The sequence below is a fragment of the Mycetocola sp. Y791 genome, from assembly GCF_059445325.1.
This window is the reverse complement of sequence record NZ_JCAIUC010000003.1, coordinates 585,560-611,560: the sequence shown is the minus strand read 5'-3', so window position 1 is coordinate 611,560 and position 26,001 is coordinate 585,560. Positions and strand designations below refer to the sequence as shown.

The 26,001-nt window shown below is 65.8% G+C and carries 22 protein-coding genes; 15 read left to right on the top strand and 7 right to left on the bottom strand.

Going from position 1 to position 26,001, the window contains the following annotated elements:
* Window positions 1-71: 71 nt before the first annotated feature.
* Window positions 72-785 (top strand): SOS response-associated peptidase, encoded by a 714-nt coding sequence (locus AC1C2N_RS11945; RefSeq protein ID WP_495434103.1) that lies wholly within the window; start codon window positions 72-74, stop codon window positions 783-785.
* Between the two features lie 34 nt (window positions 786-819).
* On the opposite strand, the gene AC1C2N_RS11940 is transcribed toward AC1C2N_RS11945, so the two are convergent.
* The 4 genes from AC1C2N_RS11940 to AC1C2N_RS11925 all read right to left on the bottom strand — a co-directional run bounded on the left by AC1C2N_RS11940 (window position 820) and on the right by AC1C2N_RS11925 (window position 3,933).
* Window positions 820-1,827, bottom strand: a complete 1,008-nt coding sequence (locus AC1C2N_RS11940) for an App1 family protein phosphatidate phosphatase (RefSeq protein ID WP_483404968.1) — start codon at window positions 1,825-1,827, stop codon at window positions 820-822.
* A gap of 84 nt (window positions 1,828-1,911) precedes the next feature.
* Window positions 1,912-2,586, bottom strand: coding sequence for a DedA family protein (locus tag AC1C2N_RS11935; protein WP_483404327.1), 675 nt, complete (start codon window positions 2,584-2,586; stop codon window positions 1,912-1,914).
* A gap of 19 nt (window positions 2,587-2,605) precedes the next feature.
* Window positions 2,606-3,544 carry a M56 family metallopeptidase gene (locus tag AC1C2N_RS11930; protein ID WP_483404967.1) on the bottom strand — a complete coding sequence of 313 codons (939 nt, stop codon included), beginning with the start codon at window positions 3,542-3,544 and terminating at the stop codon, window positions 2,606-2,608.
* 20 nt (window positions 3,545-3,564) lie between these two features.
* Complete coding sequence (locus tag AC1C2N_RS11925; protein ID WP_483404326.1) at window positions 3,565-3,933, bottom strand: BlaI/MecI/CopY family transcriptional regulator; 369 nt, start codon at window positions 3,931-3,933, stop codon at window positions 3,565-3,567.
* Window positions 3,934-4,062: 129 nt separating this feature from the next.
* Here AC1C2N_RS11925 and AC1C2N_RS11920 point away from each other — a divergent pair, with 129 nt between their 5' ends.
* Genes AC1C2N_RS11920 through AC1C2N_RS11900 form a run of 5 tightly spaced genes read left to right on the top strand, consistent with a single transcriptional unit; the run spans window position 4,063 to window position 10,498 of the window.
* Complete coding sequence (locus tag AC1C2N_RS11920; protein ID WP_483404325.1) at window positions 4,063-5,475, top strand: cytochrome ubiquinol oxidase subunit I; 1,413 nt, start codon at window positions 4,063-4,065, stop codon at window positions 5,473-5,475.
* 8 nt (window positions 5,476-5,483) lie between these two features.
* On the top strand, window positions 5,484-6,509 hold the full coding sequence (gene cydB / locus AC1C2N_RS11915) for a cytochrome d ubiquinol oxidase subunit II (RefSeq protein ID WP_483404324.1): 1,026 nt from the start codon (window positions 5,484-5,486) through the stop codon (window positions 6,507-6,509).
* A 9-nt stretch (window positions 6,510-6,518) separates the two neighbouring features.
* Window positions 6,519-8,159, top strand: coding sequence for a thiol reductant ABC exporter subunit CydD (gene cydD / locus AC1C2N_RS11910; RefSeq protein WP_495434102.1), 1,641 nt, complete (start codon window positions 6,519-6,521; stop codon window positions 8,157-8,159).
* Window positions 8,156-9,868 carry a thiol reductant ABC exporter subunit CydC gene (gene cydC / locus AC1C2N_RS11905; RefSeq protein WP_495434101.1) on the top strand — a complete coding sequence of 571 codons (1,713 nt, stop codon included), beginning with the start codon at window positions 8,156-8,158 and terminating at the stop codon, window positions 9,866-9,868. The genes cydD and cydC overlap by 4 nt, the downstream gene beginning before the upstream one ends.
* Window positions 9,869-9,880: 12 nt before the next feature.
* Window positions 9,881-10,498, top strand: a complete 618-nt coding sequence (locus AC1C2N_RS11900) for a TetR/AcrR family transcriptional regulator (protein ID WP_495434100.1) — start codon at window positions 9,881-9,883, stop codon at window positions 10,496-10,498.
* Between the two features lie 10 nt (window positions 10,499-10,508).
* Here the strand turns inward: AC1C2N_RS11900 and AC1C2N_RS11895 are convergent, their stop codons facing one another.
* On the bottom strand, window positions 10,509-10,958 hold the full coding sequence (locus tag AC1C2N_RS11895; RefSeq protein WP_495434099.1) for a nitroreductase family deazaflavin-dependent oxidoreductase: 450 nt from the start codon (window positions 10,956-10,958) through the stop codon (window positions 10,509-10,511).
* 134 nt (window positions 10,959-11,092) lie between these two features.
* Between AC1C2N_RS11895 and AC1C2N_RS11890 the strand changes: the two genes are divergently transcribed.
* The 6 genes from AC1C2N_RS11890 (at window position 11,093) to holA (ending at window position 20,834) form a co-directional block, all read left to right on the top strand.
* Window positions 11,093-12,523, top strand: coding sequence for an anthranilate synthase component I family protein (locus AC1C2N_RS11890; protein WP_495434098.1), 1,431 nt, complete (start codon window positions 11,093-11,095; stop codon window positions 12,521-12,523).
* A 69-nt stretch (window positions 12,524-12,592) separates the two neighbouring features.
* Complete coding sequence (gene leuS, locus AC1C2N_RS11885) at window positions 12,593-15,145, top strand: leucine--tRNA ligase (RefSeq protein ID WP_495434097.1); 2,553 nt, start codon at window positions 12,593-12,595, stop codon at window positions 15,143-15,145.
* Window positions 15,146-15,258: 113 nt separating this feature from the next.
* Window positions 15,259-15,927, top strand: a complete 669-nt coding sequence (locus tag AC1C2N_RS11880; RefSeq protein ID WP_495434096.1) for a helix-hairpin-helix domain-containing protein — start codon at window positions 15,259-15,261, stop codon at window positions 15,925-15,927.
* A 172-nt stretch (window positions 15,928-16,099) separates the two neighbouring features.
* Window positions 16,100-17,110, top strand: a complete 1,011-nt coding sequence (gene adhP, locus AC1C2N_RS11875) for an alcohol dehydrogenase AdhP (RefSeq protein WP_495434095.1) — start codon at window positions 16,100-16,102, stop codon at window positions 17,108-17,110.
* 447 nt (window positions 17,111-17,557) lie between these two features.
* Entirely contained in the window at window positions 17,558-19,747 is a 2,190-nt protein-coding gene (locus AC1C2N_RS11870; protein ID WP_495434094.1) for a ComEC/Rec2 family competence protein, read from the top strand.
* Window positions 19,748-19,793: 46 nt separating this feature from the next.
* Window positions 19,794-20,834: a DNA polymerase III subunit delta gene (gene holA, locus AC1C2N_RS11865; protein WP_495434226.1), complete on the top strand. Its 1,041-nt coding sequence runs from the start codon at window positions 19,794-19,796 to the stop codon at window positions 20,832-20,834.
* A 136-nt stretch (window positions 20,835-20,970) separates the two neighbouring features.
* On the opposite strand, the gene rpsT is transcribed toward holA, so the two are convergent.
* Together rpsT and AC1C2N_RS11855 are read right to left on the bottom strand one after the other, a co-directional pair.
* The gene (gene rpsT, locus AC1C2N_RS11860; protein WP_495434093.1) at window positions 20,971-21,231 is read right to left on the bottom strand and encodes a 30S ribosomal protein S20; all 261 of its coding nucleotides are present in this window, start codon (window positions 21,229-21,231) and stop codon (window positions 20,971-20,973) included.
* A gap of 117 nt (window positions 21,232-21,348) precedes the next feature.
* A complete protein-coding gene (locus AC1C2N_RS11855) occupies window positions 21,349-22,089 on the bottom strand; it encodes an alpha/beta fold hydrolase (RefSeq protein ID WP_495434092.1) in 741 nt (246 codons plus the stop codon).
* Between the two features lie 145 nt (window positions 22,090-22,234).
* Between AC1C2N_RS11855 and lepA the strand changes: the two genes are divergently transcribed.
* From lepA to hemW, 3 genes are read left to right on the top strand one after another with little or no spacing between them, the layout of a single operon-like run.
* Window positions 22,235-24,088 (top strand): translation elongation factor 4, encoded by a 1,854-nt coding sequence (gene lepA, locus AC1C2N_RS11850; RefSeq protein WP_495434091.1) that lies wholly within the window; start codon window positions 22,235-22,237, stop codon window positions 24,086-24,088.
* A complete protein-coding gene (locus AC1C2N_RS11845) occupies window positions 24,089-24,742 on the top strand; it encodes a DUF1990 domain-containing protein (RefSeq protein WP_495434090.1) in 654 nt (217 codons plus the stop codon).
* Between the two features lie 29 nt (window positions 24,743-24,771).
* Window positions 24,772-25,995, top strand: coding sequence for a radical SAM family heme chaperone HemW (gene hemW / locus AC1C2N_RS11840; protein WP_495434089.1), 1,224 nt, complete (start codon window positions 24,772-24,774; stop codon window positions 25,993-25,995).
* Window positions 25,996-26,001 lie beyond the last annotated feature (6 nt).

Below are 26,001 nucleotides of genomic sequence, written 5' to 3'. Positions count from 1 at the left end.
CGGGCGCTACCCAGGCACAGGTCGTGCCCGGACACGGCCACGCTGTCGGTCGACTGGGCGACAATGGGATCATGTGCGGACGATTTGCGATGAACAAAGACACCGATGATCTCATTCGGGAGTTCATGACAACGACGGGCAGGCCCGCGCCCGAGTGGCGGCCCTCCTGGAACGTGGCTCCCACCGACTCGGTTCCCGTCGTCCGTGAGCGGAGTGGGGAGAGAGAACTCGACCTCGTCAGGTGGGGAATCGTCTCGCCGTCGTCTCCTACTTTCGGAGGCGGAAAGCCGATCATCAACGCTCGCATCGAAACGGTCGCCACCAATGGTCTGTTCAAGGGCGCGTTCGCGGCTCACCGATGCATCGTGCCGGCATCCGGTTACTACGAATGGCAGCTTCAGAACGGTGGCAAGCAGCCGTACTTCATCTCGGGCGAGAAATCCGACCTTGCGATGGCCGGCATCATCCGGGCATGGCCCGATCGGTCGAAAGACCAGGGCGACCCCGATTACTGGCGGTTGTCGATGGCGATCATTACCCGGGACGCGCACGTCGCTCCGGGTGAGGTGCACGATCGTATGCCCGCGTGCCTGACGCCCGACCGGTTCGACGCCTGGCTCGGCAGCGAACTCGCGCCGGGCGAGCTGCTCACGCTTCTCGACGAATCATCGTTCGACGTGGCGCACGAGCTGGGGTACCACCCGGTCTCGAAGGCCGTCAACAGTGTCAGGAACGACGGTCCCGAACTGGTCGAGCCCATTGAACTGGATTCCGTCGAACTCTAGTCTCTCCGAACGGAGTGCCGGAGGGCTGCGCTGGCTAGGCCAGCCCGCGTTCCTCGAGCTGCCCGAGAAGCCCCGCGCCATCTGGTGCGTACACCCAGGGGGCACGAGACTCATGTTCCTCTGGCTTGGAACGACCACCGGCGAGAACAGCCTGGCTTGGTGACAGCTGACGGATGGCGACGGCGGCGACGTTCTCCGGGTGCTCAGTGGAGAACTCGCCGTAGATAACTTCGTCGTGCTGTCCGTCGTCTCCGACGAGGAGCCACTTGATGTCGGGGAATTCATCGGCGAGCCGGCGGAGATTGTCCGCCTTATGGGCCCGCCCGCTCCTGAAGATGCGGTCGGCCGTCGGACCCCAGTCCGTGAGGAGCAATGCTCCGGTCGGGTACAGGTGCCTGGTGAGGAAGCGGGAGAGTGTGGGAGCCACGTTCCACGCGCCGGTCGACAGGTAGATGATGGGGGCGCCCTCGTGGTCGCGCAACAGGCGCTCGAGGAAGACGGCCATTCCGGGAACGGGAGTACGCGCGTGCTCGTCGAGGACGAACGTGTTCCAGGCCGCGACGAAGGGGCGGGGGAGTGCCGTGACCATGACCGTATCGTCGATGTCGGAGATGACCCCGAATCGGATAGTCGGCGCCACCACAAACACGTTTTCGATAACCGGCCGGGAGTCCTCTGTCTGCAACGTGATCTGCTGCCACCCTGGTTCAAGCTCGACGGGGATCCTCGCGTCGACGACGCCGCCCCTGTCTGCCTGCACGACGTGTGTCTGGTCGCCGACGGTAACAGTGACCTGTGCAGCCACCACCGGAATACTCGTGAAGCTCCGCCAGCCACGAACACGCTGTGCGGGTGCTGCGGTCTGGGCAAGCTCAGGCTTGGTCAGCAGAACGCGCGCGAGAACACGGACCCAGGTGGTTGAGCCGTAGCCGGTGTATGGGATCACGGTGGCCTGCAGCCCATTCCGGCGGCCCCTGCGGGCACGCCAGTCCAGGAATGCGTCGTCAATTCGCGCTGCCCGGTGCAGCCTCAGAGCCGACATTGGGGTGGCCCTGCCGGGCTGTTCGAGTGAGTGCACCCGATCAGTCTGGCATGTCCGGTGACGATCGTTGGTGCGCATGTCGGTTCAGTCGCTTTCGCGCGTTGCGGGGTCGCCGTCACCCGGGCGGCTCATGTGGCGTTCCTCCGAGCGTTTCAGGAGGCGCTTGACGATGTATGCGACAACCAGGAACGCCGCGATGATCGCCACGAAGATGTAGCCGGCGTAGTGCAGCTGGTCGGCGAGCTGTCTGTAGGTGCCGGCCGCCGCCGAGCCGACCGACACGTATGCGATCGACCACACCAGGCAGGCGGGAATGGTCCAGCTGATGAATCGGCGATACGACATGGCACTCATCCCGACCGTGAGGGGGATGAGCGAGTGCAGCACGGGAAGAAAGCGTGAAATAAAGACGGCGATGCCCCCTCGCCTGTCGAGGTAATTCTCCGCCCGGACCCACTGGCGATCGCCGATCTTCCTGCCGAGACGGCTCGCCCGGATTCGGGGTCCGAAGAAGCGTCCGAGCGCGAAGCCGATGGACTCCCCGATGATGGAGCCGATCAGTACCGCGGCGATGAGTCCAACGAACTGAGCAGGGCTCGCCACCCCTGTGCTCGCCACAATGACGACGGTGTCGCCGGGAACAATGAGACCGACGAGAACACTGGTTTCGAGCATGATCGCCGTGCCCGCGAGAACCGTCCGAAGGACAGGGTCAACGCTTTGCACGAGGTCGAGCAGCCAGGTGAGGAACTCATTCACGATGCTGAGCCTATGGGACCTAGATGAGTACCAGCAGCACGGTCGGAATTACGAGAAGGGCGATGGCTCCGGTGAGGACGCAGACCCGCGCGCCGAGCCGCAGCGGCGGCTGCGGGTTCACGAGCCTCGCGACCCGCGGGCCGATCAGGCCAGGTTCGATCTCGCCGCGATTCGCCCAGGCGAGTTCGGGAGCGAGGGGATCGCTCACCGCCCCTGACCCAACGAGCGCGATGGCGGTGGCAAGTGTGCGGTCGTCCGTGGCCCTGCGGGCCTGGTCGTCGGCGAGCATTTCAACGAGAAGTGCGACGGCGTTCTCCGCACGATTGGCGATGGGGAACCACGGGAGTGCGCTGTGCCACGACTTGAAGGCGATGAGGACCAGGTGGTGCTGCTGCGCGAGGTGAGCTCGTTCGTGCGCAATGACAGCCCGCAGCTGGTCGTGATCCAGCAGGGCGAGCAGGCCCTCGGACAGTACGGTGACGGAGCTGCTTGTCCCGGCCAGGCAGTACGCAACGGGAGAGGGGTGGTCGATCACCCGGGTGCCGGGGTTTCCCTCCAGAGGTGCGCTCAGCAGGTTCACGAGCGAGAGGTGGCGCTTGCGCTGGCGCTCGCTCCTCACCGTGGTGAGCACGAGGCTCAGGAGCAGGTGCCCGGTGAGGAGAACGGCGAGGCACAGGGCGAACATCTGGGGGAGCGTCGCACCTGTCGGCAGGGTCCCGGCGAACAGATGGTTGATGAGGCGGATGCCGCCATCGATGAGATTGTCGCCGAACGGGATGAGACCGTACGTGACCAGCGACCCGATCATGGACAGGCCTCCGGCGAGGGCGATCGATTGCCAGAGCACGAGGGCGGTGCCGGGGGCGCGGGCAGTCCACCGCGCCCGTGAGAGCGCCAGGGGTACCGGCCACGCGAGCGTGAGGGCCAGTGCGGCGAGCACGACGGAGGCGGTGAGCATCACGTCGACCGAGTTTAGTGTCAGGACGTGCGAGCCCCACCGAGAAGCGCGCGCAGCGTCTCGGCCTCTTCCGGGGTGACCTGGCCGACGAAGCGTGCGAGGGCGGCTTCGCGGTCGTTGGCCGTGCCGAGCACCTCGTGCATGAGGTCGGCGGTGTGCTCAGCCCTCGACGTGACCGATCGATAGAGGTGAGGTCGGGTCGAACGGTCGCGCTCGACGAACCCCTTGTTCTCAAGTCGTGACAGCACGGTCAGTACCGTCGTCACCGCGACTTCCCGTGCGCCTGTCCCGGAGTCGAGGCTGTCGCGGAGGTCGTTCGCGCTGAGTGAGTCGTTTGTGCTCCACAGCACATCCATCACCGATCGTTCGAGTTCACCCAGGGTTGCCATTGCACAAGAATACCCCAGTTCGCGCGAATTTCTACATTTCGTAGAAAAGAGTTCTACAGGTCGTAGAAATGGGTCTAGGCTCAGACCGAAAGCTTTTCTACGCGGTGTAGAAAACTCTGTGGAGGTGACGTGAACGACCTGCTCGATCCGCTGCTACTGTCGCGCTGGCAGTTCGGACTCACGACGATCTACCATTTCCTCTTCGTGCCGCTCACGATCGGGATGGCACTGACGGTCGCGATCTTCCAGACAGCGTGGGTGCGAACCGGCAAGGTGCACTACCTCCAGCTCACCCAGTTCTTCGGCAAGATCTTCCTCATCAACTTCGCCATGGGCGTCGTGACAGGAATCGTTCAGGAGTTCCAGTTCGGCATGAACTGGTCCGACTACTCACGCTTCGTCGGAGACGTCTTCGGCGCACCACTCGCGTTTGAGGGACTCCTCGCGTTCTTCCTCGAGGCCACGTTCATCGGCCTGTGGATCTTCGGCTGGGACAAACTGCCGGCCAAGCTGCACCTCGCAACCATCTGGCTGGTGTCGATCGCCAGCATCCTCTCGGCGTACTTCATCATCGCCGCCAACGCGTTCATGCAGAACCCTGTCGCGTTCACGATCAACGAGGAAAAGGGCAGGGCGGAGCTCACCAGTATCTGGGAGCTGCTCACCAACCCGGTCGCTCTCGCGGCGTTCCCGCACACGATCTTTGCCTGCTTCATGGTCTCGGCCGGCCTCATCATCACGGTTGCGGCCTGGCACCTCTCCAAGAACCAGCACCTGGAAACCATGCGGCCGGCGCTCAAGTTCGGTCTCTGGGGAATGGTCGTCTCCGGTGCACTCACCACACTCGCGGGAGACCAGCTCAGCCTCGCCATGGTCGCGACCCAGCCGATGAAAATGGCAGCAGCCGAAGCGATGTACGAGACCTCGACCGGCGCCGACGCGTCGTTCTCCATCTTCACGCTCGGCACACCCGACGGCGTACACGAGCTCTTCTCCATCCGTATCCCATACCTGCTGTCGTTCCTGTCGACCCACACGTTCGACGGCACCGTCGAGGGCATCAACAACCTTCAGGAGCAGTACCAGACCCTGTACGGCCCCGGCGACTACGCGCCGATCATCTGGGTCACCTACTGGTCCTTCCGCTGGATGATCGGCATGGGCATCCTGCACGTCATCGTCGCGGTCGTCGGTCTGTGGCTGACCCGCAAGGGGCGGATGCCAACCAACAAGTGGGTCTGGAAGGCCGCGGTCTGGTCGTTCCCGCTGTCACTCGGCGCGATGATTGTCGGCTGGGTCTTTACGGAGATGGGACGGCAGCCCTGGCTCGTGTTCGGGTTGCTGGAGACCGCCGACGGCGTCTCTCCCGGGGTGACCGGTATCGAGGTGCTCATCTCGCTCGTTGCTTTCACTCTCGTCTACGGTTCGCTCGCCGTCGTCGAGTTCCGGCTGATCAAGAAGACCGCCCAGGAGGGCCCAGCGGCCATCGGCGAGTCAGAGGAAGAACCCGGAAAACCACTCATCCACACCACGGTCTACTAGGAAGACAAATGGATCTCACAGTTCTCTGGTTCGGCATCATCGCCTTCCTCTTCGTCGGGTACTTCGTGCTCGAGGGGTTCGACTTCGGCGTGGGGATGAGCCTCCCGTTCGTCTCGAAGGACGACACCGACCGTCGCGTCGTCATCAACACCATCGGCCCCGTGTGGGACCTCAACGAGACCTGGCTCATCGTTGCCGGTGCGTCGCTCTTCGCGGCATTCCCCGAGTGGTACGCGACGCTGTTCAGCGGGTTCTACCTCCCGCTGCTGATCATCCTTATCGCGCTCATCATCCGCGGAGTGTCATTTGAATACCGCCACCAGCGGCCGGAGAAGGAGTGGAAACGTCGCTTCGACCGGATGATCATCACCGGCAGCGCCATTCCCGCCTTCCTCTGGGGTGTTGCCTTCGCCAACATCGTCCGCGGTGTGCCGCTTGACTCCGGCCACAACTACACGGGAACCGTCTTTGACCTGCTGAACCCGTACGCGCTTCTGGGCGGCGTCACCACGCTCCTCCTGTTCTTCACCCACGGAGCCGTGTTCCTCACGCTCAAGACCGAGGGCGACCTCCGGGTCAGGTCCCGTGCCCTCGCAATCCGCGCTGGCGTCCTCACGGTTCTCGTCGCCGCGTCGTTCCTGGTCTGGACCGTGTTGTCTTACGGCACCCTGCCGGCATTCATTCTCGCCGCTGCGGCCGCCGTGACCCTGATCGCCTCGGTGTTCGCGAACATCAAGGGCAGGGAGGGCCAGGCTTTCACGCTCATGGCGCTCACGATCACCTTCGCGGTGCTCACGCTCTTTGCATCGCTGTTCCCCGACGTGATGCCGGCGAGCAACGACCCGGCCAACAGCCTGACCATCGAGAATGCGTCGTCGAGCCCGTACACGCTCCAGGTCATGAGCTGGACCGCGCTTATCGCACTCCCGCTCATCCTCGCGTATCAGGCCTGGACCTACTGGGTGTTCCGCAAGCGGGTCACTCGCGGTCACATCGAGGCCGTCGAAGACTCCCACGTCCCCGCGGCAGACTAGCCTTTGAGTGTGCGTCCCCTCGATCCCCGGCTCCTTCGATACGCGGTCAGTGCACGGTGGTTCCTGCTCGCAGGAGCTCTCGTCGGCATCGCCACCACCGCCTGCATCGTCGCTTTCGCCTGGCTCATCACCGAGTGCGTCACCGGCGCAATCGAGGGGCGCGGTCTCGATGAGCTGATGCCGTACATCGGCGCACTCGCCGGCGTCGCGGTCATCCGTGCCTCGCTCGTGTACGCGCAGGACCTCATCGCTGCGAGGGGTGCCGCGAGGGTCAAGAGCGAGCTCCGGCTCCGTGTTCTTGACGCTGTCCGGCTGCTCGGGCCTGCGTGGCTCGCCGAACACAACACGGCTCGAGTCGCGACCCTGCTCGGCAGGGGGATGGATGCGCTCGATGACTACTTCTCGAAGTACCTGCCCCAGCTGATCCTGACGGTGATCGTCACACCGATGATTGTCGTCGTGATTCTGATTCAGGATCCGGTATCCGCGCTTTTCATCCTTGTGACGCTGCCCCTCATTCCGCTCTTCATGGTTCTGATCGGCTGGGCGACCCAGGCGGTGCAGCGACGGCAGTGGTCGGTACTCGGAACCCTGTCGTCCGGTTTCGTCGACACTCTCGGCGGCCTGGCGACGCTCAAGATCTTTGGCCGCGAATCGCGGCAGGTCACACGGATGCGCGCGATCACGACGGATTATCGCGTGCAGACAATGAAGGTCCTCCGCGTCTCCTTCCTGTCGAGCTTTGCGCTGGAGCTCGCCGCGAGCCTGTCGGTCGCTCTCGTCGCTGTGTCGATCGGCCTTCGCCTCGTTGACGGGTCGCTCGTGCTCGGTGTCGGCTTGTTCGTCCTTCTCCTCGCACCGGAGGCATTCCTCCCGCTTCGCCAGGTCGGCGCGAACTTCCACGCCGCAGCCGAGGGCGTCGCGGCCGCCGAAGACGCGTTTGTCGTCCTCGATGAGGCGCGGGAACTGCCTGCGGATGCCGCGGTGCCAGCGGGTGAGGAGCGCGGTTCCGGCGTCCTCCAGTTGCGAAACGTCAGCGTCGACTACGGGTCGGGTCCGGTGTTCGCCCCCGTGTCGACCGAGTTCACTCCAGGTCGGCTGACGGTCATCGCCGGGCCGAGCGGATCGGGCAAGTCCAGCCTCGTCGCCGCGATTCTCGGCTTCGTGCCGCGCTCAGGCGACATCTCGCTTGGTGGAGAGCCCGTGCTCGCCCAGGACCGCCCGTGGCTCGCCTGGACCGGGCAGCGGCCGTCGCTGTTCCTCGGGACCGTTGCCGACAACGTGGCACTCGGGTCCGGGCATCCAGACCCCCAACGCATCAGGACCGCACTCGCCCTCGCCGCGGCCGGTGAACTGTCGCCCGACCTTCCCGTCGGCGTCGCGGGCTCCGGGCTCTCCGGCGGCCAGGCGCAGCGCGTTGGTGTCGCACGGGCGATCTATCGCACGCTGGAGAACTCCTGTTCTGTTCTTCTGCTCGACGAGCCGAGTTCTGCACTCGACCACGAGACCGAAAGTCGGCTGCTCGACGGCCTCGCGAGCATCGCGCGCTCGGGAACCGCTGTGGTCGTCGTGAGCCACCGGGCCGCCGTGATCGAACGCGCTGACGCTCTGCTTCACGTCAGCTCACTCGCGGGGGTGTCGGCATCATGAGTGCGGTACCCCATGGCTCAAACACGGTGAGTGCCGGCCAGGTTCGCGCGGTTCTCACCACCGCGCTGCCCAGGACAAAGGGAGCGATCCTCGGTGTCCTGTTCGGGATCCTCGCCGCCCTGTGCACCGTGGCGCTGCTCGCAACGAGCGCATACCTCATCACCCGCGCTGCGGAGCAGCCGCCCATTCTCTACCTGTCGATGGCTGTCGTCGGTGTGCGCGCATTCGCCCTCGGGCGTGCGTTCTTCCGCTACCTCGAGCGCCTCGCCAGCCACGACGCCGCTTTCCGGCAGCTGGAGACCGTCCGCGTGGATCTTCTGCGGAGACTCATCCCGCTCGCGCCCGATGGGCTCGGCCGGACCCGCCGTGGTTCGCTGCTGTCCTCGCTGGTCTCCGACGTCGACGAACTCCAGAACCTGCCGCTCCGGGTGCTCCAGCCCCTGGTTACGTCCCTCGGCGTTGCCGCCATCGCCGTCTGGGTCGTCGCACTGATCTCGCCGGCGGCCGCCGCGGGACTCGCACTGGCCCTCGTCGCCGCATTTGTCATCGGAACCGTGGTCTCCGGCCGTGTCGCGGCATCCGCTGAACGGTCCCTCGCTCCGCGCCGCGCTGCGCTCGTGGACGCCCTCCTCGACTACCTCGGCAGCCTCGACGTTCTCATCGCGTACGGTGCCGAGGCGGAGGGGCGCCGCAGGGTCGAAGCCGCCGACAGCGCGCTCACCCGAGCCCTCACCGCGCGATCCGCTGGCGTGGGGATCGCTGCGGCAGCGCTGTCGCTGTGCGCCGGGCTGGCCGTCGCGTGGTCGCTGGTAGCGGGGATTCCCGGCCTGTCGGCTGAAAGTGGTCTCACCGGGCCTGCACTCGCGGTCATCGTCCTCGTTCCGCTCGCGGTCTTCGAGATCGTGGCGAGCGTTCCCCTCGCGGCGAGTGCGTGGAGGCAGGTGCGAGCGAGCGCTGAACGGATTGCCCGGGTGGCACCCACCGACGTGCCGAGCGAACTTCCCTCGGATGTCGGCACCGCCGAAGTGGCTCCCAACCCGACGGCACCCGTCATCGCGCTCTCGAACGTGACCGCACGCTGGCCGGGGGCGACGGCACCGGCTCTCAGCATTGCCTCCCTCGCGATCCAGCGCGGTGAGCGAGTGCTCATCGAAGGGCCAAGCGGCGCAGGGAAGACAACGCTGGCCCACGTGCTCGTGAGATTCCTCGACTACGAGGGGAGCTACGAGCTTGCCGGGCAGCAGGTGCGCGACCTCCCCTTCGCCGCCGTGCGCGGTGTGGTCGGGCTGTGCGAGCAGGTTCCCTACCTGTTCGACGAGAGCATCAGACAAAATCTCCTGTTCGCGAGGGACACCGCAACGGATGCTGACCTCATCGACGTGCTCGAGCGGGTCGGCCTCGGCGAATGGCTCGTCGCCCGCGGGGGTCTTGACGCCAGGGTCGGTGAGCGCGGCGCGCTCGTCTCAGGCGGACAGGCGCAGCGGATCGCCCTCGCGCGAGCCCTGCTCCGGGAATTCCCCGTCATCGTTTTCGACGAACCGACGGCGAACGTGGAGGCAGATCTTGCCGAATCGCTTCTCGTCGACCTGCTGCGCGCGGGCCAGGGTGACGACAGGACCATCATCCTGATCTCCCATGCCGACCTGCCGGACGGACTCGTGCACCGGCGGTTCCGGATCGAGTCAGGCATCCTGACCTCCGTGCTGTAGAAATGATGGACCATGAATGACGATGTTGCACCGGCCGTCGGGTTACGGGCTCGCAAGCGAGCGAAAACCAGGTCCGCGATCGAACACGCGGCGATCGCACTCGTCCTTGAGCACGGATACGATCACGTCACCGTCGAGATGATTTGCGCGGCCAGCGAGGTGTCGCAGCGCACGTTCTTCAACTACTTCGGTTCCAAAGAAGGCGTGATTTTGGGCCCGGCGCCGACACTCGACGACCTTGACGGCAAGCGGTTCATCTCAGAGCCGGGTAACGACATCGTGCATGACCTCGTCCGGATCATGGCATCCGCCCTCACCGACGAATCGGTCGATGCCGAACTTCTGCGGTCACGGTTTTTCATCATCACCGCCACACCGGAGCTTCTCGGCAGGCAAATGGACTGGATGGTCGCGCAGGAGAACGAACTCGTGGATCTGGTGCTCGCTCGTTTTGCCGCCTCGGGCCGCTCGGATGGCGACCTCCGCGATGAGGCGGCGATGGTGGTGGCCCTCGCGTTCACCGTGCTGCGTTACACGCTGCAGAAGATGTTCGTCGGTCCAGGCGCCGAGTCTGTCGAGGCAATTCTCACGCAGGCATCCGCCCTGATCAGGCGCATCGCCGCCGAGTGACACCGAGCGGTCACTCCGCCTCGCGGGGCTCACAGATCACCACGGGGATGTCGCGGCTGGTCTTGCGCTGGTAGCGAGCGTACCCGGGGTATGCGGCGACGATTCGTGGCCAGAGTTCGTTCTTCTCTGCCGGGGAGGCTGTGCGAGCGCGCATCTTGCGTGTCTTACCCGACACGGTCACCGTCACCTCAGGATTGCTGCGCAGGTTGAGGTACCAGTCCGGGTGGGTATCGCTTCCGCCCTTCGACGCGACGAGGACGAGTTTTTCGGGGTCAGAGATCGGCGTTGTCAGCATCGTCGCCCGAGGACGTCCGGATGACCTACCGATCGTGTGGAGTTCCACCACATCCATCGTCCCGAGCCGTGAACCGAGCCGGCCACCCGTCACGGCAAGTATGCCCCGGTGGAGGATGTTCATGGCGCGCATTCCCGCGTCGGTGATGGCTGCTTTCAGGCTCATGGTCGCGAGTGTACGTTGCCGCGGTCCGGACTCCCGGTGCGGTTGACCGCAGCGCGGTGGCTGGTACTCCGATGACGGGTGTATTGGACGATTAGGGCCCAACACGTCACGCGCGGGCATCTAGGGTATGAACTGTGCAATCCGGAACGACGACTCGAGCGCTGGACATCTGGGTCGACCCGGAAGAGGCGTTCCTCGCCCTGTTCTCGGAATCCGAGCACGCGTTCTGGCTCGACAGCGGCAGGTCCGCCGCGACCGGGTTCAGCTATCTCGGCGACGGATCCGCAACGCTCACCGCGTCGGTCGCCGACGGCACCGTCACGTACAGCGCTAGTGGGAACGAAACGCCGCGGGTTCGCGCCGCCACCGTTTTCGATGCTCTGGCCGATGTCCTCGCTGAAGACGCGGTCCGGGCTCACCACGACGTGACGGTCGGCGAGTTCACGGCCGGCTGGGTCGGCTGGCTGGGGTACGAGGCTGGCGCGGCCCATGTCGGAAACAGACATCACCAGTCGCGGTACCCGGACGCGGCCCTGGTGCGTGCCGAGCGCGTGCTCGTCTTCGATCACGCGGCGCGCACCGTGACCGCTGTCGTCGCCGCCGCTCAGGTGACTGGTGAGGTGGCGGGGCAGGTGGCGGCGGAGCCTGACTTCTCCTGGCTCGAGCCGCTGACGCGGCGCGGCATCACGGGGGAGAGCACCGAGCCCGCCGAGCCGGTCCCGGCCGGACCGGTCCGCTGGCGCCACGATCCCGGCGAATACGGCACGCTCATCGCCCGCGCGCAGGACCACATCCGCGCGGGTGACGCCTACCTCCTCTGTCTCACCAACGAGCTGCGCATCGACGGCAGCTTCGACGCGACCACCGTCTACCGTCGGCTGAGACGGTCAAGCCCGAGCCACCACGGCGGGCTCATCCGGATCGGTGGCGTTGCGCTCGTCAGTTCATCGCCGGAGCAGTTCCTCCGGATCACTCCCGAACGAACGATTACCACGCGACCGATCAAGGGGACGCGTCCTCGCGGTGATGGACCCGCGACGGATGCCGCCCAGCGCGATGGCCTGCTGGCGAGCGTGAAGGAGCGTGCTGAGAACCTCATGATCGTCGACCTCATGCGCAACGACCTCGGCCGTATCGCGGCACTGGGGAGCGTGCGGGTGAGCGATCTGTTGACCGTCGAGAGTTATGCCCAGGTGCACCAGCTCGTCAGTACGGTGACCGCCCGGCTGGCGGAGGGCGTGACGCCGGTGGCGGCCGTTGCCGCGGCGTTCCCGGCAGGGTCCATGACCGGCGCCCCAAAACTCTCAGCGATGACCCTGCTCGATGACCTCGAACGGGGTCCGAGAGGTGTGTACTCGGGAGCGTTCGGTTACTTCGGGGCCGATGGCGCCGTCGACCTCGCCATGGTGATCCGGAGCATCCTGATCGATCATGACGGAGCAGCCATCGGAACAGGCGGCGGTATCACGGCGCTCTCGGTCGCAGATGATGAGGTCGAGGAGACCAGGCTGAAGGCTGCCGCACTTCTCGATGCGCTCGGCGCAAGCCAACAGGAAGTAGGCTAGTTGGCTGGACCGTGAGTGAGCCCGCCCTGCTCCTGCAACGGTCATTTCCCGCTTATGAATGAGAGCCACGTGTCACACGACGAACTGAATCAGGCCAGCAACAGGTACGACTTTGCCGCGATCCAGAAGAAGTGGCTTCCGGTCTGGGATGAGATGAAGCCGTTTGCGACGGATGACGCCACCGACCGGCGCCCGCGCAAGTACGTGCTCGACATGTTCCCCTACCCCTCCGGTGACCTCCACATGGGGCACGCTGAGGCGTTCGGTTTCGGCGACATCGTTGCACGGTACTGGCGCCAGCAGGGTTTCAACGTGCTGCACCCGATCGGCTGGGACTCGTTCGGGCTGCCGGCGGAGAACGCCGCCATCAAACGGGGCGTCGACCCTCGCGGCTGGACCTACGAGAACATCGCCCAGCAGAAGAAGAGCTTCCGCACCTACGCGCCGTCCTTCGACTGGGACCGCGAACTGCACACGTCTGACCCCGAGTACTACCGCTGGACGCAGTGGCTGTTCCTCCAGCTGTACAAGAAGGGGCTCGCCTACCGCAAGGACAGCGCGGTCAACTGGTGCCCGTTCGACCAGACCGTGCTCGCGAACGAGCAGGTCGTCGACGGCAGGTGTGAGCGCTGCGGCAACCTCGTCACCAAGAAGAAGCTCAACCAGTGGTACTTCCGCATCACCGATTACGCCGACCGGCTCGTTGACGACCTCAAGCAGCTCGAGGGCGCGTGGCCGGCCAAGGTGCTCAGCATGCAGCGCAACTGGGTCGGCAGGTCGACCGGTGCCGACGTCGACTTCACCATCGAGGGCAGGGATGCCGCGGTTCCCGTCTACACCACCCGTCCAGACACCCTGTTCGGCGTCACCTTCATGGTCGTGGCCGTCGATTCCGAACTCGCTGCCGAGCTCGTTGCCGATGCTCCCGCCGAGACGCAGCAGGCGTTCGCCGAGTACCTCGAGCGCGTCAAGGGCGAGAGCGACATCGATCGCCTCAGCACCGAGCGTGAGAAGACCGGTGTCTTCCTCGAGCGTTACGCCGTCAACCCGATCAACGGGGAGCGCATCCCGATCTGGGCATCAGACTACGTCCTCGCGGACTACGGGCACGGCGCGATCATGGCCGTTCCCGCTCACGACCAGCGCGACCTCGACTTCGCCCGCGCCTTCGATCTGCCTGTCCGCGTCGTCGTTGACACCAACCAGCCTGTCACCGGAGCGATCCCGGTGCTCGTCGATGGTGAGCTGCCGGACGATCTTCCTCCGACAGACCCCAAGGCCACGGGGGAGGCCCTCACCGGTCCCGGGCGACTGATCAACTCAGGTCCGTTCAACGGGCTGTCAAAGAACGCCGCCATGGCGAAGGTCACCGAGGCGCTCACCTCGTCCGGGCTCGGCCACACCGCCAAGAACTACCGCCTGCGCGACTGGCTGATCTCTCGGCAGCGTTACTGGGGCACTCCGATCCCGATCATCCACTGCGAGAAGTGCGGCGAGGTCCCGGTTCCCGAGGACCAGCTGCCGATCGAGCTTCCCTCGGCCGATGGACTCGACCTGCAGCCCAAGGGCACCAGCCCGCTCGGTGCCGCTGAGGATTGGATCAACGTCGCCTGCCCGACGTGTGGTGGACCCGCCCAGCGCGACTCAGACACGATGGACACGTTCGTCGACAGCTCCTGGTACTACCTGCGTTACCTCAACGCGACATCCGACACCGTGGCATTCGACCCGGCCGAAGCCGAGAAGTGGGCGCCGGTCGACCAGTACGTCGGTGGCGTCGAGCACGCGATCCTGCACCTGCTGTACTCGCGGTTCATGACCAAGGTGCTCTACGACCTCGACTACCTGACCTTCACCGAACCGTTCACCTCGCTGCTCAACCAGGGCATGGTGCTCATGGACGGCGCGAAGATGTCGAAGAGCCGCGGCAACCTGGTCGAGTTCGCCAGTGAACTGTCGCTCTATGGCGCAGACGCGCTTCGCGTCACCCTCGCGTTCGCGAGCCCGCCCGAAGACGACATCGACTGGGCGGATGTCTCACCAGCCGGTTCCGCAAAGTTCCTCGCCCGCGCCTGGCGTGTCGCGCAGGACGTCACGAGCGCACCCGACGTGGTGTGGAAGAAGGGTGACGCCGCTCTCCGGCGCCAGACGCACAGGTTCCTCGCCGACGCACCAGGACTCGTTGAGTCATTCAAGTTCAACGTCGTGATCGCCCGACTGATGGAACTCGTCAACGCGACCCGTAAGGTCATCGACACCGGCAAGGGACCAGCGGATCCCGCGGTGCGGGAAGCAGCGGAAGTCACCGCCGTCGCCCTCAACCTGTTCGCTCCGTACACGGCTGAAGACATGTGGGAGAAGCTCGGTTACGAGCCCACCGTCGCGCAGGTGCTCTGGCGCAAGCCCGACGCATCGCTGCTTGTTGAAGAGAGCGTCACGTGTGTCGTCCAGGTGGACGGTAAAGTCCGCGACCGGCTCGAGGTCTCGCCGCAGATCGCCTCGGACGACCTCGAGAAGCAGGCGCGGGCATCCGCTGGTGTCATTCGCGCGATCGGTGATCGTGAGATCGTCAACGTGGTCGTGCGTGCCCCTCGCGTGGTGAGCATCGGCACCCGGAAGTAGCGCTCAAGCGTCACACGAGCCCGCCGTCCCTTCACAGGGGCGGCGGGCTCGTTCTTTTCCCCACGGTGCCTGCCGAGAGCATGGTTCCGGACAGTAGCTGGTTGGCTTCAGGCATGGCCATGCAGTCGGAGGGGCATTCTGAGCGTGGGGCCACCGGGGTAAGGCGGGCAGCGCTGCAGTCGAGGAAACCGGCTCACGTTCGGCTCGGTGCTGGAGCCGTGATCGTGCTCCTCATTGCGGGACTCGCGGTCGCCGTGGTCGTCTCGCTCATCGGATCGGCGGGAACGACGTCGACACTCGCGGTACCCTCGACCGAACGATCAACCGCGCAACCGGACGCTGCCGGGGCTGTCGCGTACGTCCATATCCTCGGTGCGGTTGCGTCACCGGGCGTTTACCGGCTGCGGGAGGGTGATCGGGTGCTCGATGCCGTCGCGTCAGCGGGAGGGTTCACCCCAACCGCCGACCAGCGCGGCGTAAACCTCGCGCGGTTCGTGGTCGACGGCGAGCAGATCCACGTGCCGGAGATCGGGGCGCAGAGCTCTTCGGATGCCGTCGCGCCGGGCACAGGGGCACCGGGCAGCGGGCGGGGAAAAGTGAATCTCAACACCGCGACGAGCGATGAGCTCGAGGAACTGCCGAGGGTCGGACCGGAAATGGCGTCACGGATCATCGCCTGGCGCGACACGAACGGGCCGTTCACCGCCGTCGACGAGCTGATGAGCATCACCGGAATCGGGGAGAAAACGTTCGAAGCGCTCAGGGAACTGGTGACGGTCTGAGGCACGAGAGAGTTTCCCGGCGCCGGATCCGATGGTCGAACCGTGGCGCCGTCGGGCCTTTCGCCCCTGATGGGGATGTGCCCCGTGAGCGATGGTCATCACGGAGTCGACAGTGGTCTGAACATCGCGTCGCTCGTACTCCGTCATCCTCGTATCCTCCAAAGGAGTCATCATGAAAGCCGCCGTTGTCACCTCATTCACAGAGCCGCTGGAAATCCAGCAACGGGACGTTCCGGAGCCAGGACCGGGCGAGGTGCTTATCCGCCTGGAAACGTGTGGCCTGTGTCACACCGACATCCATGCCGCCCACGGCGACTGGCCGGTCAAACCGAGTCCGCCCTTCGTTCCAGGGCACGAGGGCGTCGGTATCGTCGAAAAGCTCGGTGACGGAGTGACCAGCAGGGCCGTCGGCGACCGGGTGGCGATCCCGTGGCTGGGTTACGCGTGTGGAGAGTGTCGATACTGCATCGACGGGCGCGAGACACTGTGTGAGAACCAGCGCAACAGCGGCTACTCCGTCGACGGGGCATTTGCCGAGTACGCCGTCGCTTCGGCACGATTTGTTGTCAGCGTGCCCGAGGGCATCTCTCCGATCGAGGCAGCACCGCTCACCTGCGCCGGTGTGACCACGTACAAAGCACTCAAGGTCGCCCACATCGTCCCAACCGAGCGGGTAGCGATCTTCGGGATCGGCGGTCTTGGACACCTCGCTGTGCAGTACGGCAGGATCATGGGCGGATCCGTCATCGCCGTAGATGTCGAGGATGCGAAGCTGGACCTGGCGAAGGACCTTGGCGCCGAGCACGTCGTGAACGCCGCGAAAGGCGATCCCGTTGAGGCCATCCGTGAGATCGGCGGCGCGGACGTTGCGCTTGTTCTCGCCGCGTCTCCGCGCGTGTTCGAGCAGGCGTTCGCGTCGCTTAACCGCGGCGGACGCCTGATCTGCGTCGGCCTGCCCGCTGACCAGGAAATGTCGGTGTCGATCTTCGAGACGGTGATCAAGGGCCTCTCGATCATCGGCTCGATTGTCGGCACCAGGCAGGACCTGGCCGAGGTCTTCGCGCTGCACGCCGCCGGACACACGCGAATAATTGCGGAGACTCGACCGCTCGACGACGTCAATGACGCGATCGCCGAGGTGCTTGCCGGAAAGGTTCCCGCCCGCCTAGTCTTCGAATACTAGGTCTTGTCCGAGGGCCTCGGTCTCCTCATCGGGCCGGGGTCCGGCGTTGTGTCAGCGCCTTCAGGCGAGGCGGGTTCCTTCACACGGCGGCGTGTTCAACGGTTGTGCACAGTGAGGTCGCGCCCGAGCCACCAGCTCCGAGAGCAGGTTGGCTGGACGGCATGACCCTGTCGTGTAGCCGTGATGACAGTGCTGGCCTCTGAGCACCGGCTCGTCCTGCCCGCAGCGGCAACGTGGATTGGGGCCGCCGTGATGGTCGGCGTTCCCGCAACCGCCGATGGTGTCGCAGCAGCCGGGATGCTGCTCACTCTGCTTTGTATCGCGCTCCTGACGCGGCGGCAACGACGTAGTCAAAGTCGCGCACTTCACCGGCGACCTCCGCGGGCGTGCCGGCGGACCGGAGGACGGTGGCCGGCCCATTCAAAGAGCTGGCTGGGCTTGCTCGCGGTGGCTCTCCTCGGTGTTGCGCTCGTGGCATCCGTGATCGCCGTCCGCGACGCATCACGCTCGCCGCCCCTGTTGAACGACGCCATCGACTCCGGACGGGGAGTCAGCGTCACTCTCACGGTGACCGACAAGACGGACCTGCAGAGTCGAACTTCGGCGACGCCGTGGGACCGGTCGACGGAGACGGGTGAACAGCGCCGAACGGAACAACGGATCCGGGGGACGGTGACCGAACTGACGGTGGGAGGTCGGACGGCGTCGGTGTCGGTTCCCGTCGTCGTGTTCGCTGAGGTGGGGCCGAGCGGACTGGCCTCGATCGGTGAGCGAGTGTCATTGATCGGGCAGGCCAGGTGGACGCCGCCGGGGGAGCAGGCGGCGGCGCTGATCTTCGCCCGTGGCGCGGTCACACCGGTGACCCAGCCGCCCGCCTGGTTGGGTTGGGCGCCGGGCATGCGCGCAGCGTTTGCCGAGCAAGCCGGGGAGTTGCCCGGTCGTGGGGGAGAGCTCCTGCCAGGGCTCGCGATCGGTGACACTACGGGGGTGTCGGGCGATCTTGACAGTGACATGATCACCAGTTCGCTGAGTCATCTGACCGCGGTATCCGGCGCGAACTGTGCGGTGATCGTCGCCGTGATCGTCCTTGTCCTGTCCGGTGTGGGCGCGCCACGGTGGCTCAGGATCGGCGGGGGACTTGTGGGGCTTGGCTTGTTCGTGATCCTGGTGACGCCCGAGCCGAGCGTTGTCCGGGCGGCGCTCATGGCCGTCGCGGTGCTGTTGTCGCTCGGCGGCGGTCGGCCGGCAGCGGGCTTGCCCGTGCTCAGCCTTGTCGTGCTTGTGATCGTGATCAGCGACCCATGGATCTCACGGAGCTACGGGTTCGTGCTCTCTGTGCTCGCGACCGCTGGACTCCTGACGCTCACGCGGCCGATTGCCGTGTTCCTCTCGACGTGGCTGCCCCGACCCGTGGCCGCTGGCATCGCCATCCCGCTCGCTGCGCAGCTCGCCTGCCAGCCGGTGGTCATCACCTTGGACGCGTCTCTGCCTCTCTACGGCGTACCGGCCAACCTGCTTGCTGCGCCCGCGGCGCCACTGGCGACCCTGCTCGGCTTGCTCGCGTGCCTGTGCGCTGGCATCCTGCCGCCGCTGTCCTGGCTGGCGCTCTGGCTCGGCTGGGTGCCCGCGTCGTGGATCGCCGGGATCGCAACGACGGTGTCGTCGCTTCCCGCGTCACGTTTGCCGTGGCTGACCGGGGTCGGCGGTGCCCTCGCACTCGTGGCGGTCACCGTTGTGCTGATCGGGGCGATGATCGCCGTGGCGCGGAAGAACCGGATCGCCGCCACAGCGCTGGCCGCACTGCTGGTCGTCATCGGGGGCGCATACGCCGGCACCCTGCTGGCCGATCGGGTTGGGCCACGGCTGGCGCTCCCGCGGGAGTGGAGTTACGCAGCGTGCGACATTGGTCAGGGCGACGCTGTCGTGATCCGTAGCGGGGGAGCCACGGCTCTCGTCGACACCGGACCGGATCCCGCGTCCCTCGGGCGCTGCCTCGACCGGCTCGGCATTGGTCGGATCGACCTGCTTTTTCTGAGCCACTTCGACCTCGACCACGTCGGCGGCGTCGCCGCAGTGGTGGCCCGGAGCGACAGAGTTCTCACACCACCGCCCGAGAACGCTGCGGACGAACGGATGCTCCGCGACCTCACAGAGGGAGGGGCGACGGTCATCGAGGTGGCTGCCGGTGACTCCGGCAGGCTCGGCGCTCTCGGCTGGCAGGTGCTCTGGCCTCCGGGCGCAACCAGGCAGCCGCCCTCGGGAAACGACGGAAGTGTGGTCCTGGAATTCGACGGTGACGGCATCCGGTCGCTGTTTCTCGGCGACCTGTCGGAGAGCGCGCAGGAGGCGTTGCTCGCGACGCGGACTGTTCGCGGCACCGTTGACCTCGTCAAGGTTGCCCACCACGGGTCAGCCGACCAGAGCGGGCGGCTGTACCGGGCGATCGCCGCGAGGGTCGGGCTGGTCTCCGTCGGTGCTGACAACGACTACGGCCATCCGGCCCCGACGCTCCTGGGCACGTTGCGGGCAGCGGGCACCGCGCCTTTGCGGACCGATGAGTGCGGCCTCGTCGTCGTCGCACCGTCTGGCGACACCCTTACGGTCTGGACCGAGCGCGGGGAGCCAGGCTGCCACTGAGTCTGTCGGTGCGCGCGGGTAAGCTTGGAGTGATTGAGGACGGTGAATTGTGGCAGCTGCACGAGGCGGGTCATCCGCTCGAACGGCGACGAAGGTCGCGATTCCCCAGCTGAGCTGGAGCCAGGTCCGTCCGGCGCCCGTTGTCCTCGTCTCGGGGACCCAGGGCTTCCTGGCGGAGCGTGCGACGAGGATACTCCGCGACTTCCTCAAGGCCGAAGACCCGAGCCTGGAGATCAACGACATACAGGCAGACAGCTACGCGCCCGGCGAGCTGATCACCCTCGCCAGTCCGTCACTGTTCGGCGAGCCGCGGCTCATCCGCGTTTCGAACGTCGAGAAATGCTCTGACGCGTTTCTTCTCGATGCGCTCTCGTACCTCGAATCGCCCGCCGAAGGTGCCTACGTGGTACTCAGGCACGGGGGAGGGGTGCGGGGAAAGAAGCTTCTCGATGCCGTTCGCGCCAACAAGGCGAACGCCATCGAGGTGGTCTGTGCCGAGCTCAAGAAAGACACCGACAAGTTCGACTTCGCCGCGGCGGAGTTCAAGGCAGCGGGCAAGTCCATCCGCCCTGCAGCGCTGCGGGCGATCGTCGCCGCGTTCTCCGATGACCTGGCCGAACTGGCAGGCGCGTGCGCCCAGCTCATCGCCGACAGCGGGTCGGAGGTCACCGAGGCGACGGTGACCAGGTATTACGGCGGTCGGGTTGAGACCAACGCGTTCGCGGTGGCAGACGCCGCGATTGCGGGCCGCTACGCCGAGGCGCTCGTCGGGCTGCGGCACGCGCTCGCGTCTGGCGCAGACCCGGTGCCGATCGTCGCCGCTTTCGCGAGCAAACTGCGCACCATGGCGAAGATTCAGGGCGGTCGCGGTTCGTCCGCTGACCTCGCCCGTCAGTTCGGACTCGCGCCCTGGCAGGTCGACCGCGCCCGCCGCGATCTCTCCGGCTGGACCGACGAGGGCCTCGGCAGGTGCCTCCAGGTGCTCGCGGACACCGACGCCGGCGTCAAAGGCGAGGGCCGTGACCCGGTCTACGCGCTCGAGCGTATGGTGCACACCGTCTCCGGTCGCGGCCGGTTGCCGCGCTGACCCCCACCAGCGCTGACCCCGCCCGGGACGACCCCGACGAGAGAAACGCGGACCGAAGACAATAGAAAAGGCCCCGCCGAAGCGGGGCCTTTTCTGTTGGACCGGGTCGAAACCCTGGACCGAAGCGGACGGACGCTTAGAGCGACGCGACCTTCTTGGCGAGAGCCGACTTGCGGTTCGCTGCCTGGTTCTTGTGGATGACACCCTTGCTCACGGCCTTGTCGAGCTTCTTGCCCGCGGTCTTCACGGTGGCCTCAGCCTTGACCTTGTCACCGGCAACGATGGCTTCGCGGGCCTGGCGCACGACGGTACGGAGCTGGCTCTTGACCGCCTTGTTGCGCTCGGTTGCCTTCTTGTTGGTTCCGATTCGCTTGATCTGCGACTTAATATTTGCCACGTTTATACGCTTTCGTTGTGTTCTGAATGGAAGTGCCGGTCAGCGAGAGAGGGCGCATTCCGACGAAAATCGTGCGGAGTAATCCACACGCAAGTCAACACGTCACTCTACCAGTCGTCAGCTGTTACCGGAAATCTCCGACGGTTGCGCGCCCAGCGTCGCAGCGGCATCCGTGATCGCCCTCGTGAAATCCTCCGGTTTGATGAGGCTCACGAGGTGGGTGGCCCCACGGATGACGACGACGGATGCCTGCGGCTTGGCGGCAGCGAACGCCCTCTGGTTGAGCCGGAAATGGTCGAGGCTCCCCGTGACGAACCACACAGGACCCGGGTAGTGGGCGAGGCTTCCGATCGGGTCGAGCCGGCCGACCGCCCCGAGGGCGGTATCCATGACGTCGAGCGCCACGCCGCCGGCGGCCATGTCGGCGAACCCCGCTGGCGGGAGGAACAGCCGTGCCATCGTGTCGTTGAGCCACGCGCCGCGGTCGGGCAGGCGGTGAATCAGCCGGGCAAGCGCCCGGTAACCCCAGAGGCCCGGCCCGCGGGGGAGGGTGAGGCAGCTCGCCGCGACCAGCCCGGCAACCCGATCGGGGTGGCTGCCTGCGTAGTCGATGGCGATATAGCCTCCGAGCGACAACCCGACGAGCAGCGCCGGCCGCCCAAACGCGTCAATGGCGTCGTCGATGGCGGCGTGGGCGGCCTCGATGCTGAACGGCTCTGCCATGCGTGTGCCGTGACCGGGCAGGTCGATCGCGGTCACCTCGAACCCCGAGGCGCGCAACTGTTCGACCTGCGCGCGCCACATGGTTCCGGACGTACGGATGCCGTGCACGAGGACGATCGGAGGGGACGCGGCCATTCCCACATCCTGCACCCTCCCGAATGGCGATGCCAGAGGCTGGCACCTCAGCCGGGCAGCTTCGTCGCGGTCGCGGCTCGACGCGAGGCCGGGGCATGGGACAATAGGGAGTTAGTCCACTCCACAACGAGACACTGAGGAACGCGTGAGCCCCAAAGCTGCGAAGGCACTCGAGCCTGCCGCTACCGACCCGTCGTTCATCCGCAACTTCTGCATCATCGCGCACATCGACCACGGCAAGTCGACGCTGGCAGACCGGATGCTGTCGGTCACCGGCGCTGTGAGCGACCGTGACATGCGAGCCCAGTACCTGGACCGCATGGACATCGAGCGCGAGCGCGGCATCACCATTAAGAGCCAGGCAGTGCGGATGCCGTGGGAGGTTGACGGCCAGGCCTACGCACTCAACATGATCGACACTCCCGGCCACGTCGACTTCACCTACGAGGTGTCCCGTTCTCTCGCCGCATGCGAGGGCGCCATTCTCCTCGTCGACGCCGCACAGGGCATCGAAGCACAGACGCTTGCGAACCTGTACCTCGCGATGGAGAACGACCTCGAGATCATTCCGGTCCTTAACAAGATCGACCTTCCGGCCGCTGACCCCGAGAAGTACGCCAAGGAAATCGCGAACCTCATCGGCGGCTCGCCCGATGACGTGCTCAAGGTGTCAGGCAAGACCGGTGTCGGCGTCGAAGAGCTGCTCGACCGTGTCGTCGCGCGGATCCCGCACCCCGTCGGTGACCCGAACGCGCCGACCCGCGCGATGATCTTCGACTCCGTCTACGACACCTACCGCGGCGTCATCACCTACGTGCGAATGATCGACGGGCACCTCAGCCCGCGTGAACGCATCCAGATGATGTCGACGCGCGCCGTCCATGAACTGCTGGAGATCGGCGTCAGCTCACCCGAGCCCGTTCCTACCCAGGGACTCGGTGTCGGCGAGGTCGGCTACCTCATCACCGGTGTGAAGGACGTCCGCCAGTCGAAGGTCGGTGACACGGTCACCACCGCTCTGAAGCCGTCCACAGACCCGCTTCCCGGCTACACCGATCCCAAGCCCATGGTCTTCTCGGGTCTGTACCCGATCGACGGCAGTGACTACCCGGTTCTCCGTGACGCTCTCGACAAGCTCAAGCTCTCCGATGCGTCGCTCAACTACGAACCGGAGACATCCGTCGCTCTCGGCTTCGGCTTCCGCTGCGGCTTCCTCGGCCTGCTGCACCTCGAGATCGTCACCGAGCGCCTCGAGCGCGAGTTCAACCTCGACCTCATCGCTACGGCGCCGAGCGTGACCTACGAAGTGACGACCGACGACAAGAAGACCGTGACCGTCACCAACCCGAGTGAGTTCCCCAGCGGGAAGATCGTCTCGGTTGAGGAACCGATGGTGAAGGTCGGCATCCTCGCCCCGAAGGACTACGTCGGCACGATCATGGAGCTGTGCCAGGGCCGACGGGGTTCGCTCCTCGGCATGGAGTACTTCGGAGAAGACCGCGTTGAGCTGCGCTACACGATGCCGCTCGGTGAGATCGTGTTCGACTTCTTCGACCACCTCAAGAGCCGCACGCAGGGGTACGCGTCGCTGGACTACGAGCCGTCCGGTTCTCAGACCGCAGACCTCGTGAAGGTCGACATCCTGTTGCAGGGCGAGCAGGTCGACGCGTTCAGCGCCATCGTGCACCGTGACAAGGCGTACGCCTACGGCTTGCTGATGACCGAACGGCTGAAGAAGCTCATCCCTCGCCAGCAGTTCGAGGTGCCTATCCAGGCCGCCATCGGCGCTCGTATCATTGCGAGGGAGTCGGTCAGGGCCATGCGCAAGGATGTTCTCGCCAAGTGCTACGGCGGAGACATCAGCCGCAAGCGCAAGCTCCTCGAAAAGCAGAAAGAGGGCAAGAAGCGGATGAAAATGGTCGGTCGTGTCGAAGTGCCTCAGGAAGCGTTCATCGCCGCACTGAGCGGTGACACCGAGGTCGCGAAAGAAAAGAAGTAAGTGCGCCGGAGTAACTTTCAAGACCAGCCCGTCGACTACGCTGCGGTCGGCGCCACCCAGGCGCACGACCTCATGCAGTACCCGCCGCAGGGATTCGTGCCCTACGAGGCATCCATTCGCCTGGGCAGCGGAGCTGAACGGTTTGAGGCGGCGTCCACCTCGCTTCTGACCTGGGCTGTGCAGCGCGGCGCAGGCCTTCGCGTCGACGATGTCCAGGCCAGCTCGGGTGAGAGCTACGGCGGAATCCGCTACGCCGAAGACGGCTCGCCGCTCGAAGCGATCCATGTCTCCACGGAGCAGCGATTCGGCGCTGACGGCACGCCATACATCACGTCAGGCACCACCGCCCGGTTGCACGGCAGGATCGGCTCATTCACGGTCGATGAGCAGATCAGGGTTGTCTACCTCATCGAGGAGCCCAACGTCGTCGCGTTCGCATACGGAACCGTCGGTGGCAAGCGCGTGAGCGGCGAAGACGCGTTCCGCATCGAACGCCGCGAGGACGACTCGGTCTGGTTCCAGGTCCGGTCGTTCAAGCGGCCGCTCGCACTGCGTTACCGGATCCTTCGGCCATTGATGGCCCTGCGCCACAAACGACTGACGACCGCGTACCTCCGCGCACTCTCGCCGTTGTGGACAGGCCCGGCCAGCTAGGTGATTCGTCACGCACCCGGGGCACACTGATGGCCGGCCCGCTTCCGCTCGGTGATCCCGCTCCGCCAGACGGATGCCTTCCGGCATCCGTTGCTGACGGCGCTCAGTCGCGGTCGCTCGCGTTCTACCTCCACGTTCCGTTCTGCCGCGTGCGGTGTGGTTACTGCGACTTCAACACCTACACCGCGACGGAGCTGCGCGGCGCCAAACAGTCCGACTACGCCGACGAGGCGGCCGCCGAGGTCGCGTTCGCCGCACGGGTTCTTCGGGACTCCGGCCTTCCACGCCGCGAGGTGAGCACCGTGTTCTTCGGCGGCGGAACGCCGACCCTGCTCCCGGCCGCCGACCTCGTACGCATGCTGAATGCTGTTCGCGCTCACCACGGCATTGCGCCTGGCGCAGAGATCACGACCGAAGCGAACCCTGACTCTGTCGATGCCGACTACCTCCGCCAGCTCGCCGACGCAGGGTTCACTCGTGTGTCGTTCGGCATGCAGTCAGCGGTTCCGCGGGTGCTCGCCACCCTGGAGCGAACCCACGACCCCGAGCGCGTACCCCTCGTGGTCGACTGGGCCAAAGAGGCCGGCCTCCAGGTGAGCGTCGACCTGATTTACGGCACTCCCGGTGAGACCATCGACGACTGGAGCGTGTCAGTGGATGCCGCGCTCGCGACGCAGCCGGATCACATCTCGGCGTATTCGCTGATCGTCGAGCAGGGAACCAAGCTGGCCAGGCAGATCAGGTCACGACTCCTCGCGCTGCCGGACGAGGATCTCCAGGCCGACATGTACGAGTTGATCGACTCCCGGCTGGCCGACGCGGGATTCTCCTGGTACGAGGTCAGCAACTGGTCGACCTCGCCGTCATCGCGGTCACGGCACAACCTCGCCTACTGGCGGAGCCAGGACTGGTGGGGGATCGGGCCTGGCGCACACAGCCACGTCGGCGGGGTGCGCTGGTGGAACGTCAAGCATCCTGCGGCGTACGCCGGCCGGATCGCCGAGGGCGTGTCTCCCGCGGTAGGCAGGGAAACGCTCGACCCGGAGGCCCGCGAGCTCGAGCGCGTTCTCCTCGGGGCCCGGATCCGTGAGGGCATCGCCGTGCGGTCGCTCCCGAGCGAGGCCCGGGTCGCCGTGGCCGGCCTGATCGCCGACGACCTGGTTAACGCCAGAGCCGCCCTCGCCGGGACAATCGAGTTGACCCTGCGGGGGCGGCTCCTGGCCGACGTTGTCGTTCGGCGGCTGACCGCCTGACGAGTG

Bases quoted from the DNA above. Each gene is read 5' to 3' on its own strand.
- AC1C2N_RS11945 (WP_495434103.1), top strand. From the start codon at position 72: ATGTGCGGACGATTTGCGATGAACAAAGACACCGATGATCTCATTCGG.
- AC1C2N_RS11940 (WP_483404968.1), bottom strand. From the start codon at position 1,827: ATGTCGGCTCTGAGGCTGCACCGGGCAGCGCGAATTGACGACGCATTC.
- AC1C2N_RS11930 (WP_483404967.1), bottom strand. From the start codon at position 3,544: ATGCTCACCGCCTCCGTCGTGCTCGCCGCACTGGCCCTCACGCTCGCG.
- AC1C2N_RS11925 (WP_483404326.1), bottom strand. From the start codon at position 3,933: ATGGCAACCCTGGGTGAACTCGAACGATCGGTGATGGATGTGCTGTGG.
- cydB (WP_483404324.1), top strand. From the start codon at position 5,484: ATGGATCTCACAGTTCTCTGGTTCGGCATCATCGCCTTCCTCTTCGTC.
- cydC (WP_495434101.1), top strand. From the start codon at position 8,156: ATGAGTGCGGTACCCCATGGCTCAAACACGGTGAGTGCCGGCCAGGTT.
- AC1C2N_RS11900 (WP_495434100.1), top strand. From the start codon at position 9,881: ATGAATGACGATGTTGCACCGGCCGTCGGGTTACGGGCTCGCAAGCGA.
- AC1C2N_RS11895 (WP_495434099.1), bottom strand. From the start codon at position 10,958: ATGAGCCTGAAAGCAGCCATCACCGACGCGGGAATGCGCGCCATGAAC.
- AC1C2N_RS11880 (WP_495434096.1), top strand. From the start codon at position 15,259: ATGGCCATGCAGTCGGAGGGGCATTCTGAGCGTGGGGCCACCGGGGTA.
- adhP (WP_495434095.1), top strand. From the start codon at position 16,100: ATGAAAGCCGCCGTTGTCACCTCATTCACAGAGCCGCTGGAAATCCAG.
- AC1C2N_RS11855 (WP_495434092.1), bottom strand. From the start codon at position 22,089: ATGGCCGCGTCCCCTCCGATCGTCCTCGTGCACGGCATCCGTACGTCC.
- hemW (WP_495434089.1), top strand. From the start codon at position 24,772: ATGGCCGGCCCGCTTCCGCTCGGTGATCCCGCTCCGCCAGACGGATGC.